Raw genomic sequence first — 15,040 nt, forward strand, 5'->3', positions numbered from 1 at the left:
GTGCTCAGCACGCGGGCTCGCCTCCGAGCGGCGGGGGCAACGGGCCGCCGGGGAGGATGTCCATAGGAAGGCGTCTTTCCTTGCTCGTCTTGAGTCAGCTGATCCTGGCCGCCCTGGGCATCACGATGTCCATCGTCGCGCTCAGGCGGCTGGCCACCGAGACAGCCTACCTGCGTCACTACGTCTTCCAGCCGTTCGTCGTCATCAGCAGCGGCATCGAGTCATCGAACGCTCTCTATGCCCTGCTCGCTCGCCCGCCGTCGGACGTCTCGATAGAAGTCCGGGAGCCCATGATGCGGCTCCGCTCCTTCATCGATCGGTACCAGCGCGATTGGTTGACGGCGACCTCGACCCTGCCGGACGCCATCCACCTCCGCGCTGCGCTCGCTCGGACCGGGGAGCTCGTGCTCCTGGAGGAAGAGCGCGAGGCGGCGGACACCATCGCCGCTGTCGTGATGCACCTCGAGCGCACGACCGGGCTCGTGGGTCCGACGCCCGCCGCGCCGCACTTGCGGCACGCCGACGTGGAGCACCTCAGCGACGCCCTCATCAAGCTGCACAGGATCAACCTGCGCTACCTGGAGGTCGCTTACGACGCGTTCGACCGCGTCCGGCGGCGCATCCTCCTCGTCTTCATGGCCGTCGGCCTCGGGGGCGTCACGGCGGCGTCGCTCTTCGGCCTCGCGGTGCGCCGCGCGATCGCGCCGCGCATCCACCGGATGGTGACCGCCGTCCGACGCTTCCGCGAGCGCGGCGTCTACGAGCCGCTCGGGGACCGGGGGGACGACGAGCTCGCCGTGCTCGCCCACACGCTGAACACGAGCTTCAAGGCCATCGCCGAGCGCGACAAGGATCGCGACCGGTTCCTCGCCGTCGCCGCGCACGAGCTGAAGACGCCGCTCACCACCATGAAGGGGTTCTCGCAGGTCGCGCTCACCCACCGGAACGACACGGCCATCCGCGAGCGCGCCCTCACGATCATCGAGCGCCAGGCGACGCGCCTCGGCCGCCTGGTCCAGGATCTCCTGTGGTCGGCGCGCATCTCCGGAGGCGAGCTCCCCTTCAAGCCCGAAGCGATCGACGTCGAGGAGCTCGCCCGCGGCGTGATCGGAGAGTTCGAGCTCGTGGCCAAAGATCACAGCATTCGCCTGGTGCCCCGGGGAGACGCGCACCTCCTGGGCGATCCAGAGCTCGTCGAGCAGGCGCTCTGGAGCCTGCTCGTCCAGGCCGTGTCCGTCGCGCTGGAGCGCGATCCGGTGCTCGTCACGATCGACGCCGGCTCCGCCGCGCGCGTGCTCATCACGATCGAGGTCCGGGGCGGGAAGGATCTCCCGGAGGACCTCGAGAAGCTGCTGGAGCCCTTCGCCGTCGTCGCGTTCGAGGGGCGGCGTGACGAGCCGCGCAGCACGGGCATCGGCCTCCACCTCGTCCAGGGGATCGCCCGGCTCCACGGCGCGAGGTTCTGGATCGAGCGGAGGGCCGGTGACCTCATGGTCTTTTCTCTGGAACTGAGGCGCTAGCTAGCAGAGGGAACATGCTGCGAAACCGCGTGCTGGTCATCGACGATGACCCCGATTTCCGGGAGCTCGTCGCCCTCAGCCTGGACGGGTGGGGGCTCCATTGCCTCCAGGTCGCCGACTGCGCCGAGGCGCTCCCGCTGCTCGAGCGCGAGCGCGACGTGCTGCGGGCGGTGCTGTGCGACTACTTCATGCCCGGGCTCTCTCCCAGCGTCTGCGCGAAGGCGATCCTCGCGCGGGTCGATCCGGCGGTGCGCGTGGTGCTCGTGAGCGCCGCGGTGGACGTCTCGGAGCTGGCCGCGGAGCTCGGGCTCGCGCGGTTCCTCGCCAAGCCGTTCGATCTCGACCAGCTCCACGACGCGGTGCTCGGCCCGCGCGCGCCCTCGGCGTGAGCGGCGCGGCCGATCGCAGCGGGGCGCGGCTGGATCGCAGACGGGCGCACCCGAACGCGGCGCGCTCCGTGGTAGCCTCCCGACCCTCGCCCGCGCGCGGGCGGACCGCACGCCGCGCGGCGCTCGGAGGTCTGCGTCATGACAGGACAGCTTCTGGAAGAGGGCTTTACCAACCCTGGAATCGACCCGCGGCTCACGTGGCGCAACCCGCCGGCGCGCTGGGCGGTGGAGCCCGAGCGGCGCGTGCTCGTCGTCGAGCCCGCCGCGAAGACGGACTACTGGCAGCGGACGCACTACGGCTTTCGCAACGACAACGGGCCTTTCCTCTTCACCCGCGCCGGCGGCGACTTCGTGATGACCTGCCATGTGCGGTTCCGGCCGGCGCACCAGTACGACCAGGCAGGGCTCATGGTGCGGATCGCGGAGTCGTGCTGGCTGAAGGCGTCGGTCGAGTTCGAGCCGGACGGCCCGAGCCGGCTCGGCGCGGTGGTGACGAACGCGGGCTACAGCGACTGGTCGACCCAGCCATTTCCCTCGGATCGCCGCGAGATCTGGCTGCGCGTCCGGCGGGAGGGGCCGGATTACCTCGTCGACAGCTCGGACGACGGCGCGGCGTGGACCCAGATCCGCATGGCCCACCTGCACGAGGACGACGGGGCGCGCGAGGTGGAGTGCGGCCTTTATGCTTGCAGCCCGCTCGGCGAGGGCTTCGTGGCGGAGTTCGATCTGCTGCGGATCGCGCCGGGGCGCGCGGCGTGAGCCCTCGAGGGGTCGAGCGGGAGGGCTCGCCGGCCGGGAGCGCGTGGATCAGCGGTCGAGCGCCTCGAGGTGCGGAGCGAGGACCTCGGTGATCCAGCTCATCACCGCGCGCACGCGGCGCGGCACGCTCCTGCCGTGCGTGTGGAGGAGCGAGACGGGCATCGGCGCGCCGGTGAGGGAGGGTAACACTTCGACGAGCTCGCCCGCGGTGATGCTGGGGAGCTTTCCGGCCCGCGGCGCCTGGATGATGCCGAGGCCCGCCAGGCACGCGGCGAAATAGGCGTCAGCGCTGTTGACCGTCACCACGCTGCGCATCGGCCACTCGCGGTAGCCGCCGTCGTGGGGGTACTCGAACGACGGCGCCTCGGCGCCGAGCGTCGTCGAGTAATGCACGAGGAGGTGCCGATCGAGATCCTCGATCCGGCGAGGCGTACCGTACTGGCGCAGATAGGACGGGCTCGCGCAGTTCATCATGCGCAGGAGGCCGAGCCTGCGGCCGACGAGCCCGTCGCCCCCCGGGGCGCCGACGCGCAGGACGCAGTCGAAGCCCTCGCGGAGCGGCTCGACGCGCCGATCGGTCGTGCTGAGGAGCACCTCGAGCTCGGGGTGGCGCGCGAGCAGCTCGGGCAGGCGCGGGATGATGACGTCGCGCGCGAAGTTCACCGGCAGATCGATCCGCACCCGCCCGCGCAGGCCCCGCGCGGCCTGGAACATCGCTCCGAGCTCGTCGGCCTCGAGCGCGAGGCGCCGCGCCCGCGGAAGGAGCTCCTCTCCGTCGGGCGTGAGGCGCACGACGCGCGTCGACCGCTGGAGGAGCCGGGTGCCGAGCTCGGCCTCCAGGGCCTTCAGCCGCAGCGAGACGCGCGCCTTGGGCATGCCGAGGTGCTCGCCGGCGCGCGTGAAGCTGCCGAGCTCCGCCACCTTCACGAAGATCTTCAGCGATCCGACGTCGACGGTCATTGTTTCGACTGGCGAAACAGTGTGTCGGAGCCTCGGGCCTTCCGCAACCGGGATCGGATCGCTATTCACAGTCGCAGACAGCGGCGAGCAGCCGCCACGGACAGCGGCGGGCAGCCGCGTCGCCATCGAAAGGACCCGACCATGAGCACATCCAAGCGTAGCCCCGTCGCCCTCGTCACCGGCGGAAGCCGCGGGCTGGGAAAGAGCATGGCGCTCCACCTCGCGGATCGCGGCGTGGACGTCATCATCACCTACCGCGGCGCCGCGGCGGAGGCGGCAGATGTGGTGAAGCAGATCGAGGCCAAGGGGAGGACGGCGGCGGCCATCGCGCTCGATCTGGGGAGCACCCGGGGATTCGACGCGTTCGCCGCCGCGGTGAAGGCGGAGCTCGCCGGTCGCTTCGGGCGCGATCGCTTCGATTACCTGGTGAACAACGCCGGCATGGGCGGCCACGCGAGCTTCGCCGAGACGACCGAAGAGCAGTTCGACGCGCTCATGAACGTCCACTTCAAGGGGACGTTCTTCCTCACGCAGAAGCTCCTCCCGCTCATCGCGGACGGCGGGCGGATCCTCAACGTCTCGTCGGGGCTCACGCGGTTCAGCTTCCCCGGGTACGCCGCCTACGCCTCGATGAAGGGCGGCGTGGAGGTGCTCACCCGCTACCTGGCGAAGGAGCTCGGGCCGCGGAAGATCGCGGTGAACGTGCTCGCGCCGGGCGCGATCGAGACCGACTTCGGGGGCGGCGTCGTGCGCGACAACGCCGAGCTGAACAAGATGATCGCCGCCCAGACCGCCCTCGGCCGGGTCGGCCTCCCCGACGACATCGGCGGCGCGGTCGCCGTGCTGCTCTCGCCCGAGGGCCAGTGGATCAACGGCCAGCGCATCGAGGCGTCAGGCGGCATGAATCTCTGAGGCGCTCCGAGCTCGCGGCAGGCGCGTGGTCGTCGGGCCCGCGCCTGCAACGGGAGCAGCGAACCCCACGAGCATTCCGACACAGAACGGCACAGGTTATCGAGCGTAACCGGGCTTTTGCGAAGGAGCTCGACTGGCACATTTGGTGCTGAGTGGCAGCGCATCGCAAGGAGGCGAGCGCTCATGAGCAGGGAATTGCCTAACCATATCCTTCGAATCCTCGGGATCGGCATGCTCGCCGGCCTGTCGGTGACGCTCGGGTGCCAGGGAGATACCAGCGTGCCAGCTGGCACAGGAGGGGCCGGCGGCGCCGGGGGTGAAGACGGCGCGGGCGGTCAAGGCGGCGCAGGCGGTCAGGGCGGTGCGGGCGGTCAGGGCGGCACGGGCGGCGGCCCGGAGACGTGCGATTCGCAGCGGGGCGACCACGGCGACGCCTGTTCCGCGGACGCGCCTTGCGCGATCACGCTCGACGTGGAGGTGACGTGCACCGGGCACGACTTCGCAGCGGGCGGGGTGCGGGCCGTTCCGGCGGCGGGCGCGACCTACCTCGTGACGAGCAGCAACGCCCCGACGCGGCTGTTCGAGCTCGACGACGACGGGGCGACGCAACGCGACTTCGCCGTGCAGAGCAATAGCGTGAGCGTGGCGCTCTCGCCGGATGGAAGGGCGTACGCCGCGGTGGATGAGACGGAGGGCAGCGCTGACGGCTATCCCGGCGGTGTCGTGTTCCTGCCGCTCGCCGGCAGCGCGGCCGAGAAACAGATGGTGTTCGATCGCGACGACAAATACGTGCCGGTTATCGATGTCGCGATGGACTCCCGGGGCGAGCCACACATCTGGATCATCACGGACGCGCCGGAGAGCTTCGCGCACGCGACGCGCACATCCGGCGGCGCCTGGGACGTCGCGCCGACGAGCCGGCCGAGCGGCAGCGGTTGGACCCGCTTCGCCCTCGCCCCCGACGACGCGCCGCTTTCGTTCGGGACGCTCGAAGCGAACACCTCGAGCGAGTGGCAGCTCGCGGTGCTCGACGGCACGACGGAGCGGCGCCTTGGCGCACCAGTCTCCGCGACCTTCTCGCTCGGATACGAGCCCGTCCCGCCACCGCAGCCCGCCGCGCAAGCGCCGATTCCGCGCTTCGCGGCGGTCGTGCAGCACCCCGACGGGCTGCGGCTGGCGAGCGCCGGCGAGGGCGACGGCTTCGATGAGGTCGCGATCCCCGGCACAGCGACGCCGGCGTACAGCTGCCAGCGCGGCTTCGGCGACCCCGCGTCGGCGGGTTGCCCGGCCGACTGCCACGAGGTGACCTCCGGGCTCGAATGGTCGGCCTTCTCGGCCGCGCGCACGAGCGACGGCGACGTGTGGATCGCGTTCCTGATCAGCCACATCGACTGGACGATCGCCTACGAGGTGCAGAACGCCGATCTGCCGACGTGCGTCGGCAACATCGCGGCGGACGAAAGCCGCGGCGAGCTGCGCCTCGTGCGCGTGCCTGCCGCCGGAGGGGCGCCCGAGGTCGCTGTGACGCTGCCGCTCCCCGCGATCGCAGGCGAGAGCCATTTCAGCGATGTGTACCAGCGCCACCCGCTCGTCGATGTCTCCGCGTTCGGCACGGAGCTCACCGTGGCCATGCGCACGCAGGCGTCACGCCTGGGGCCCTTCACGGCCCGCGTGCTGCGCGTCGACACCTCGCTCCTCGGGCCTGCGGCGCCAGGCGACTGAGACGGCCGGTTTCCTCGCCGAGCAGGGCAGCAAATCACTCGGGAGCATCGCTGTCGATGATCGTGCGATCGACCGGGAGGAATGGCAGTGGGACGACGCCGGTCAGGTCACGATGGATCTCTGGCAGCTCGACAGGTAACCACGGCTGTGCCTCGGGCCGAATGCGCATTTTGACACAGAACGACACAAGCCATCGAGCGTGACGTCGGCTTTCGCGCAAAAGATCGACCGGCACGTTTGATGCTGAGCGGCATCGCATCACAGGGAGGCGAGCGCTCATGCGCCAGGAACTGCAAATACACATCCTTCGAATGCTTGGGACCGGCATGCTCGCCGGCCTGTCGGTGACGCTTGGGTGCCAGGGCGATACCACCGTGCCAGCTGACACAGGAGGGGCTGGCGGCGCCGAGGATCAAGGCGGCGCCGGGGATCAAGGCGGCGTGGGCGGTCAGGGCGGCGCTGGCGACGCCCCGGCGACGTGTGAATCGCGGCGAGGCGACCACAACGACGCCTGTCCCGCGGACGCGCCTTGCGCGATCACGCTCGACGTGGAGGTGACGTGCACCGATGCCACGTTTGCAGCGGGCGGGGTGCGGGCCGTGCCGGCGGCGGGCGCGACATACCTCGTGACGAGCAGCGACGACCCGACGCGGCTGTTCGAGCTCGACGACGATGGAGCGACGCAACGAGACTTCGACGTGCAGTCCAATACCCTGAGCGTGGCGCTCTCGCCGGACGGAAGGGCGTATGCCGCGGTGAATGAGACGACAGGCAGCGGTGACGGCTATCCTGGCGGTATCGTGTTCTTGCCGCTGGTCGGCAGCGCGGCGGAGAGGCAGAGGGTGTTCGATCGCGACGACAACTACGTGCCGGTCCTCGATGTCGCGGTGGACTCCCGGGGCGAGCCCCACATCTGGATCAACACGGACGTGCGCGACAACAGCCTCGCGCATGCGACGCGCACGTCCAGCGGCGCCTGGGACGTCGCGCCGGCGAGCCGGCCGAGCGGCAGCGATTACGCCCGCTTCGCCCTCGCGCCCGACGACGCGCCGCTGGCGTTCGGGCTCGTCGAAGCGCTCCCAGGGGTCCGGCAGCTCACGGTGCTCGACGGCACCACGGAGCGGAGCCTTGGCGCCCCGGACTCCGCGAGCTCCCTGCTCGATTACGAGCCCGTTCGGCCGCCGCAGCCCGCCGGACAAGCGACGTTTCCGCGCTTCGCGGCGGTCGTGCAGCACACCGACGGGCTGCGGCTGGCGAGCGCCAGCGAGGACGGCGGCTTCGACGAGGTCGCAATCCCCGGCACCGAGACGCCCACATCCCGCTGCCAGGACGGCGTCGAGATCCCGCCTCCGGGCTCTACGAGCTGCCCGGCCGAATGCCACATGGTGGCCTCCGGGCTCGCATGGTCGGCCTTCGCGGCCGCGCGCACGAGCGATGGCGACGCGTGGATCGCGCTCCTGATCAGCCACATCGACGAGACGCTCACGTACGAGTTGCAGGACACCGGTCTGGACCGGGTGTGCGTCGGCCACACCGTGGCGGACGAAAGCCGCGGCGAGCTACGCCTCGTGCGCGTGCCTGCCGCCGGAGGCGCGCCCGAGGTCGCGGTCACGCTGCCGCTCCCCGCGATCGCAGGAGGGAGCTACTTCAACGATCTGCACGAGCAGCACCCGCTCGTCGATGTCTCCGCGTTCGGCACGGAGCTCACCGTGGCCATGCGCACGCAGGCGTCACGCGAGGGGCCCTTCACGGCCCGCGTGGTGCGCGTCGACACCTCGCTCCTCGCGCCCGCCGCGCCAGGCGGCTGAGACGCGCGCTGCACCTCGACGCGTCTGTCCTCGACCCGGCCGCGCAGCCGCCGGCTCGGACCCGGGCGGGCTACGGCTGGCGGAGCCGGCGCGAGGACAGGAGCTCGAGCCCTCCCGTGCGCTCCGCGATGCGCTGGAGCGACGCGAGCAGCGCGCCGGCCTGCTCCTCGCCGAGCAGCGCGCGGAGCCGCCTGTTCACCGCGGCGCGCGCGGCGCGCCCCGCCTCGACCGCCGCCCACCCGCGGTCGGTGAGCTCCACGAGCCGGTTGCGCTGGTCGTCCTCGGCGACGCGCCGGCGCACGTAGCCGAGCTCCTCCAGCTCCGCCACCGCCTTCGAGGCGCCCTGCGCCGTGATGCCGAGCCGCTCCGCGAGCTCCCTCACCTTCACCGGCCCCGGGACGAGGTGCTGGAACACGTATCCATGGCTCGGCCGGAGATCCCCGTGGCCGGCCCGCTCCACGCGGCGCATCACCTCGTCGCTGTTCGCGGCCGCGATGGCGGCGAAGAGCAGCACGAGGTCCTCGTCCGGGCGCGCAGGCTTCACGGCCGGAGCGTGTAACCCGCAACCGAGGTTGCGCAAATGACGTTGACGGCCGCGGGCGGCGGCCCTATTCATCAACCAAGGTTGCGCAACATGGGTTGCGTATCATCGGGGTCGGGCTCGAAGGGCCGGGCGGCTCGCCCGCGCGCGCCCGGGCCCGTACTGCCCCGAGGAAGGGACGAAGGGACGAGCGATGCACCTCGCGATCCATGGCTCCTGCGACCCGGCGTTCGCGCCCGTGCGCGCGGCGTTCGCCTCGAATTTCGAGCGGTTTCCCGAGCTCGGGGCCGCCGTGTGCGCCGCCGTGCGCGGCCGCGTGGTCGTCGACCTCTGGGCTGGCTTCCGGGACGCGGCGAGGACGGCGCCGTGGCGCTTTGACACGATCGTGAACGTCTTCTCGGCGACGAAGGGCGCTGTGGCGCTGTGCGCCCACGCGCTCGCGGAGCGGCGCGCGCTCGACGTGGACGCGCCGGTCGCCGCCGCCTGGCCGGAGTTCGGCGCGGCCGGCAAGGGGCGCGTCCTCGTGGCCCAGCTGCTCGACCACAGCGCCGGCCTGCCGGCGCTCCGCGCCGAGCCGGAGGAGGGCGCGCTCTACGACTGGCAGGCCATGACCGCCGCCCTCGCCGCGGAGGAGCCGTTCTGGGAGCCGGGCGCCCGGCACGGCTACCACGCCGTGACGTTCGGCTTCCTCGTGGGCGAGGTGATCCGGCGCGCGAGCGGCCAGCGGGTCGGCGCGTTCCTCCGGGAGGCCGTCGCGGGGCCGCTCGGCCTGGATTTCCACATCGGCACCGGCGCCGAGCACGACGGGCGGATCGCCGAGGTGCCCCCGACCATCGCGAGCCCGAGCGGCCTGGGCGGCGCGTTCGGCGCGAGCTTCCGCGACCCGGCGTCGCTCACCTCGATGGCCTTCACCAGGCCGCGCGACCTCCTGTCGCCGGGCCTCGTCAACACCGCTCGCGCCCGGCGCGCGGAGATCCCCGCGCTGAACGGCCACGCGAACGCGCGCGCGCTCGCGCGGATGTACGGAGCGCTCGCGAACGGCGGGGCCCTCGCCGGCACCGCGCGCGTGCTGTCGCCGGAGGCGGTCGAGGCCGCGCTGGCGGAGCGAGCGGCCGGGCTCGACGCCGTCCTCCTCGCGGAGAGCCGGTTCTCGCTCGGGTTCATGCTGCCGAGCGCCCTGCGCCCCTTCGGGCGCGGCCCGCGGACCTTCGGCCACCCCGGCGCCGGCGGCGCGCTCGGCTTCGCCGACCCCGACGCAGGGCTCGGGTTCGGCTACACGCCGAACCAGACGATCGCGAGCGGCAAGGGCGGCGACCCGCGGTGGCGGGCGCTGATCGAGGCCGTGTACTCGTGTCTATGAGCGCTGATCCCGCGTCGCCGGGGCGCGTGACTGGGTTCGTGAGAGCAGGGGCCGCGTGGTGCTCTGTTGAACGTGCTCCGGTTGACCACGCCCCGGGAGCGCCTCGTCATCCTCTTGATCTCCTGGTGCTCAGAGCTCCTCTGCCTTGGCAATTTTGATGACGGGATCGAGGCGATAGCCGCTCTGCTCCTGCGTCAGGGATCTGGCCTGGTCGAAGTCGAGCGTGAGGTGCAGTGTGCCACCGGGGCTCACCTCGACCGCGCCTTCCGTCACGATCTTGAGCCCCGACTCCGAGCACGAGGGACAGGAGACCGCGCTTGTGGTGGATCCCTCCACAAGCTCGGCGTCGGTGAGCACGAGCCGAACTTGCGTGACCTTGCCCGCGGGGACCTCGCTCGAGCCGAGGAGCTTTTCGGTCGAGCTCGCGTCCAGGAGATCCAGCTTGACCTCGCCGCTGAAGATCGTGCTCCAGCCCCTCTCGCTCGCGCTCTCTTCGTGGCTCGACCCGTCGTCATCGCCGGGCGACGCCTGGCCGGCTTCATCCTGCTCCGCGTCCTCCGCGACATGGACGCTCACCTCGGTGAGCATGACCACGAGGTGTCTCTGCACGGCCTCTTCCGTGCCTCCCTCAGACGGAGCGGACGCCTGAAGCGGTTGGGCCGTGACCCCCACCTCCACGGTGGCATCACCGCCGCCACAGCCAGCGATGACGAGCGCGAAAAAGCCGAAGCGGACCAGGTGCGATGAGAAAGCGTGCATATCAATCTCCTTCGTTCAGGCTGAAGGCGGCGCCCATGCATCGCGCCCCCTTGGCAGAGAAGCCCATTGCCTGGGCCTCCGTCACCTGTTTCGTACAGTGCTCGAGCGCTCTTCCGACGGCTCACATAAAAAGCGCATCGCAGCGACGCTCACTGCTGGAACTTCGGTGCAGCACCGCTCAAAGCGTCTTTCGTGACGCGCGAGCACCAACTTCACCCGAGCCAACCGCTCGCCGCAGATGGATCAGTTGATTTCGGATTCGATCGCGTCGAGCTCCGTCTTGTAATTCGCGACCGTGATCGAGCTCGCGGCCTCTTCCTCGAAGTCCGCCGGAACGGCGAGATCCGTGTCTGCAATCGTCGGCTGCGCGCTGGGCGCCGGATCCTGCTGCTCGGTCGTCGAGTCCTGCTTGCAGCCAACCGTCAGCAGCATCGATGCCGCTATCCCAACGGCGCTCAGAGCGTGCCTCATTTTGCACCTGCCTTCGCGACGGCCTTCGCGTTAAAATTCGCCATCCACGTCTCGTGACGCGCGTTCTCCTTATCGATCAGCTTGGACACGCGTTCGGACGAAGCTTGATCCTTTTCATCCCTGGCGAGCTGGTTGACGCGCTCGAGGCGCGCAATCCGCCGGGCATGACGGCGGAGCTCCTGCTTCATCGCTTCCGTCATCGGCTGGTTCTCGAGTGCGGCGACAACTTTCGTGCGCGCCGCCTCACGCTGGCTCTTCTTGCGGATCTCTCGCGCCTTTTCTTTTTCCGTGGCCGCAGCGCTGCCCTCCACCTCCGCGTTGCCGGCTGCCTTGTCCGCTTGGCCGGGCGCCAGATCGGCCTTGCCAGCGGCATGCTCGCTCTTGCCAGGTGCCAGATCGGCCTTGCCGGCGGCATGCTCGCTCTTGCCAGGTGCCAGATCGGCCTTGCCGGCGGCATGCTCGCTCTTGCCAGGTGCCAGATCGGCGTCGCCGGCGCCATGCTCGCTCTTGCTGGCCAGCCCTCGCGCTTCAGCTTTCGCCACGTTGCCAGCCTTTCCCTCTGGCTTCTTCGCGTCGGCCGCCTTGGCGGGCGCCGCTGCTTGGGGAGACTGGGCCAGAGCGGCCCCACTCAAGAGCATCGCCGCTGCTGCCGTCACGAGCACACATAGAGTTCGTCTCATAGCGGTCGTCTCCTTGGAGTGCCCATCGTGCATCAATCGCCCGATGGCCTCAAGCGATTTTCGAACGGTTCGACGATGAATTACAGTCGTTCATACAGGCACGATTGACTAAACATTTCGACAACTTGCATCTGGCACACGCCTTGAACACAGGCATCGTCGATGCTGGGCACGAGGATTGCCTGGGACCACGGATGAAGAACGGAAATGAGCCGATTCGTGGTCGCGTGTCGGACCCATGCGAATCGTCAGACACGGGAACATTGAAAGATTCACAACAACAGGCGTCGTGTCGACCGACTCCTTCAAAGCCTTCTGCGCCGCCAAGGTCAACGGCACCACGGTCGATCCGTCGGAGATGGTCTGTGCGGGACAGGCGGCCAGCAAGCAAACCGATCGCTACGTGTGCGAAATGAACGCCGACTGCCTCGACGGCGGCTCCAAGACCCGTGAAATACACAGCTGCACAACCTGGGATAGCAGCTGCGACGATCGCTGACGGTGGCGCAAGGCTCCGGGCCCCACGCAGGCCTTTTGCGCACTGCTCGCGGAGGACAGGCGCCGGCACACCGATGTGCCGCCAGGCACGACAGTCGAAACAACCCCCCCCGGTGTCAGCTTCAGCGGTTCGTCAGGCGCGACACCGTCGCGGACGGCCATCAGGCGATGCGCGTTGCGCCGCGCCTCACGCCGCCAGGGCGGAGGCCTCCTGTCGTCAGCTCGTGAAGGGCTCCCGCCAGCGACGAGTACGTGGCCAGACTGCCTAGCTCCACGTCCACGAGGCTCCTGGCAAGCTCGGGGCGCACGCCGACCAGGAAGAGGCGCGCGCCGAGCAGGGCGACCGCGCGGCTGGTCTGGCCCAGCGCGTGGGCGACCTGGGCGTCCACCGCCGGCACGCCGGTGATATCGAGCAGCACGAAGCGCGCCTCATGCCGGCCCACCCCCTCGACCACGGCCGTGAGCACCTGGAGGGCGCGGTCCCGGTCGATCGCGCCAATCAGCGGCACGAGCAGCACGCCGGGTAGGAGCGGGATGAGCGGGCAGCCGAGCTCACGCACCGTCTCCGAGAGCGTCCGCTCGCTCGCATAGGCCATCTGCAGCTCCGCGTTCTTCGTCGAGAGCGACTGGACGAGCTCGCCGCGCTCGAGGGCCGCGGCGAGCAGCGACGCCCAGACCCCGACGGTGCCCTCGTCGCCGGCCAGCTCGCGGAGGGTCGGCCCCATGAGCGCCACGAACCCCCAGTCGCGCCGCTCGGTGCGGATCGGCAGCAGCATCATCATGAGCGCGCCGCTCGCGGCCGCGGGCGGCAGCAGATGCTCCGGCGGAAACGCCTCCAGCCGATGGCGGCTGCCGATCGGGGGCGTCGCGCTGCCGTCACGGCTGTAGGCGCCGGCGACGACGAGCGTCTTCGCGTCCTCCCGGAGCGCAAGGCAGGCCCAGATCGCGCTGGTCTTCGCGAGCCATGAGAGCGACATGGATTCCTCCTGGGAGCCGCTGACCAGCGCGAGGCCCACGTCGTGATTGGACCGCACGAGCATCCCGAGCTGCGCCACGAACTCGGCCTCGACGCTGAGCCGAGCCCGAGCGATCGACAGGTGCGCGCCGTCCAGGAACGCCTCGACCCGCCGCGCCGACGCCGCGTCCCCGCCCAGCCGCTCGCGGCGCCGCTCGTGGGACCGGCGGAGCAGGCGCACGATCGCCATCAAGGTGCCCATATCGGAGGAGATGTCGACGGCCTGTTTGTAGGCGCGCTCCAGCGCCTTCGCCGGAGGGGGCGCGGCGCCCTCGATCGCCGCCTCATACGCTTCGAGCACCAGGGCGACCCCCGGCCATACCGCGGCAGGCGACGTATCGGGCGCCAGGGGCCGGGGCGCGAGGAGCAGCTCGACCATCCGTCGATCCAGGTCGCCGCCGCCGTGCTCCCCCGGCGCCGCGTCCTCGTCGAGGAAGCTCTGGACCACGTCGCATCCGCACGAGATCCGCTGGATCAACGTGTTCGGCGTGAGCACGAGCTCTGGCGGGGCCGTCTCGCCGGCGAGCATCGAGACGACGAGCTCACACGCGGCGCTCCCCAGCATCTCGAACTGCTGGCGCACGGTGGTCAGCGGTGGGTCGGCGGTTTGCGCCTCCGGCACATCGTCGAAGCCGACGATCGCCAGCTCCTCGGGGATGCGGACGCCCGCCGCCTTCAGCGACGGCATCATCCCGATCGCGTTCTTGTCCGTCCCGAAGACCGCCGCCGTGCACGCATTCCGCAGCGCGATGAGCCGCGGGGCGGCGTTCTCGCCGCCTGTATACCAGTTGTCGTCGGTCCGGACGACCAGCTCCGGGTCGAGCGGTATCCCCGCCTCGGCGAGCGTCTCTCGGTAGGCGTCGAAGCGCTCGCGCACATCGGACTCGTGGAAGCAGCCGACGAACGCGATGCGCCGGTGCCCGTGTCCGATCAGATGGCGCACCGCGCCCCGGATCCCGCTGTGGTTGTCCGGGATCACGGACGGGCAGTCGCCCTTGTGGACATGGGTGCCGACGACGACGAGCGGGACCCGCTCGGCGGCGAGCTGCTCGATGCCGTCCACGCCGATCACGACGATCCACCCATCCACCTGTTCTCTGGCGAGCGAAGGGGCCTGGAGCGAGCCGGCCGTGCCGCGCATCACCAGCATGCGACAGCCGTGCTGCCGCGCCGCCTCGTGGATACCCGTCAGGACCGGGTTCCAGAACGAGCCGTCCAGATAGGGGGTGATGACGCCCACGGTCATCACACGTGACATCCCATGAACGCCTGTACCGCGGCGGGGCGGCCCCGCAAGGCGATTCACGTCACGCGTCGAGCGGCCGGCATCTCCTCCTGTGGCCGGCTGCCCGTCCGCGCCATCTTCCTGGGCCGAGCCGTCAGATCGGCCGCCCCGCTGCTCCGGCAACTCGACTTCACTGCCCCGGCTACCCTGAACCATCGCCCCGGTCTCCCTGCTCCCCCGTCCCACGGCTGCGCTCGCGTGCCCACCTATATACCACGGTCCGGACGTATCTCTCTGCGACGGGGCGATGTCGAATTGCTCGCTCGCAAACCACTTCGGTCCATTCGTGCTGAACGCCAACGCTTACCAATCTTCCCATCGACACCCATGCGCCGGTCGCCATGCTCGTGCCACGCGGCCT

General features: G+C 70.3%; 14 protein-coding genes. 8 read left to right on the plus strand and 6 right to left on the minus strand.

Going from position 1 to position 15,040, the window contains the following annotated elements:
- Positions 1-89: 89 nt before the first annotated feature.
- The 3 genes from WMF12_RS40530 (at position 90) to WMF12_RS40540 (ending at position 2,668) form a co-directional block, all read left to right on the plus strand.
- Positions 90-1,520: a sensor histidine kinase gene (locus tag WMF12_RS40530; RefSeq protein WP_437853875.1), complete on the plus strand. Its 1,431-nt coding sequence runs from the start codon at positions 90-92 to the stop codon at positions 1,518-1,520.
- A gap of 14 nt (positions 1,521-1,534) precedes the next feature.
- On the plus strand, positions 1,535-1,909 hold the full coding sequence (locus WMF12_RS40535) for a response regulator (protein ID WP_437742095.1): 375 nt from the start codon (positions 1,535-1,537) through the stop codon (positions 1,907-1,909).
- 138 nt (positions 1,910-2,047) lie between these two features.
- On the plus strand, positions 2,048-2,668 hold the full coding sequence (locus tag WMF12_RS40540; protein ID WP_437853877.1) for a DUF1349 domain-containing protein: 621 nt from the start codon (positions 2,048-2,050) through the stop codon (positions 2,666-2,668).
- Between the two features lie 48 nt (positions 2,669-2,716).
- Here the strand turns inward: WMF12_RS40540 and WMF12_RS40545 are convergent, their stop codons facing one another.
- The gene (locus WMF12_RS40545) at positions 2,717-3,628 is read right to left on the minus strand and encodes a LysR family transcriptional regulator (RefSeq protein WP_437853879.1); all 912 of its coding nucleotides are present in this window, start codon (positions 3,626-3,628) and stop codon (positions 2,717-2,719) included.
- Positions 3,629-3,769: 141 nt separating this feature from the next.
- Between WMF12_RS40545 and WMF12_RS40550 the strand changes: the two genes are divergently transcribed.
- The 3 genes from WMF12_RS40550 (at position 3,770) to WMF12_RS40560 (ending at position 8,070) form a co-directional block, all read left to right on the plus strand.
- A complete protein-coding gene (locus WMF12_RS40550) occupies positions 3,770-4,540 on the plus strand; it encodes an SDR family NAD(P)-dependent oxidoreductase (protein ID WP_437853881.1) in 771 nt (256 codons plus the stop codon).
- 183 nt (positions 4,541-4,723) lie between these two features.
- The gene (locus WMF12_RS40555; protein ID WP_437853883.1) at positions 4,724-6,262 is read left to right on the plus strand and encodes a hypothetical protein; all 1,539 of its coding nucleotides are present in this window, start codon (positions 4,724-4,726) and stop codon (positions 6,260-6,262) included.
- Positions 6,263-6,540: 278 nt separating this feature from the next.
- Entirely contained in the window at positions 6,541-8,070 is a 1,530-nt protein-coding gene (locus WMF12_RS40560) for a hypothetical protein (RefSeq protein ID WP_437853885.1), read from the plus strand.
- Between the two features lie 70 nt (positions 8,071-8,140).
- On the opposite strand, the gene WMF12_RS40565 is transcribed toward WMF12_RS40560, so the two are convergent.
- Complete coding sequence (locus WMF12_RS40565) at positions 8,141-8,614, minus strand: MarR family winged helix-turn-helix transcriptional regulator (RefSeq protein ID WP_437853886.1); 474 nt, start codon at positions 8,612-8,614, stop codon at positions 8,141-8,143.
- 190 nt (positions 8,615-8,804) lie between these two features.
- Here WMF12_RS40565 and WMF12_RS40570 point away from each other — a divergent pair, with 190 nt between their 5' ends.
- The gene (locus WMF12_RS40570; protein WP_437853888.1) at positions 8,805-9,971 is read left to right on the plus strand and encodes a serine hydrolase domain-containing protein; all 1,167 of its coding nucleotides are present in this window, start codon (positions 8,805-8,807) and stop codon (positions 9,969-9,971) included.
- Positions 9,972-10,100: 129 nt separating this feature from the next.
- On the opposite strand, the gene WMF12_RS40575 is transcribed toward WMF12_RS40570, so the two are convergent.
- The 3 genes from WMF12_RS40575 to WMF12_RS40585 all read right to left on the minus strand — a co-directional run bounded on the left by WMF12_RS40575 (position 10,101) and on the right by WMF12_RS40585 (position 11,881).
- A complete protein-coding gene (locus tag WMF12_RS40575; protein ID WP_437853891.1) occupies positions 10,101-10,580 on the minus strand; it encodes a DUF4382 domain-containing protein in 480 nt (159 codons plus the stop codon).
- Positions 10,581-10,973: 393 nt separating this feature from the next.
- Positions 10,974-11,162: a hypothetical protein gene (locus WMF12_RS40580; protein WP_437742104.1), complete on the minus strand. Its 189-nt coding sequence runs from the start codon at positions 11,160-11,162 to the stop codon at positions 10,974-10,976.
- Between the two features lie 35 nt (positions 11,163-11,197).
- A complete protein-coding gene (locus WMF12_RS40585; RefSeq protein ID WP_437853892.1) occupies positions 11,198-11,881 on the minus strand; it encodes a hypothetical protein in 684 nt (227 codons plus the stop codon).
- A 289-nt stretch (positions 11,882-12,170) separates the two neighbouring features.
- Here WMF12_RS40585 and WMF12_RS40590 point away from each other — a divergent pair, with 289 nt between their 5' ends.
- Positions 12,171-12,380 (plus strand): hypothetical protein, encoded by a 210-nt coding sequence (locus WMF12_RS40590; RefSeq protein ID WP_437853894.1) that lies wholly within the window; start codon positions 12,171-12,173, stop codon positions 12,378-12,380.
- A 160-nt stretch (positions 12,381-12,540) separates the two neighbouring features.
- Here WMF12_RS40590 and WMF12_RS40595 read toward each other — a convergent pair whose 3' ends face one another.
- Positions 12,541-14,652, minus strand: a complete 2,112-nt coding sequence (locus tag WMF12_RS40595; protein WP_437853896.1) for a substrate-binding domain-containing protein — start codon at positions 14,650-14,652, stop codon at positions 12,541-12,543.
- Between the last annotated feature and the right edge of the window lie 388 nt (positions 14,653-15,040).

The organism is Sorangium sp. So ce363, from assembly GCF_051520435.1.
Classification (GTDB): domain Bacteria; phylum Myxococcota_A; class Polyangia; order Polyangiales; family Polyangiaceae; genus Sorangium; species Sorangium cellulosum_B.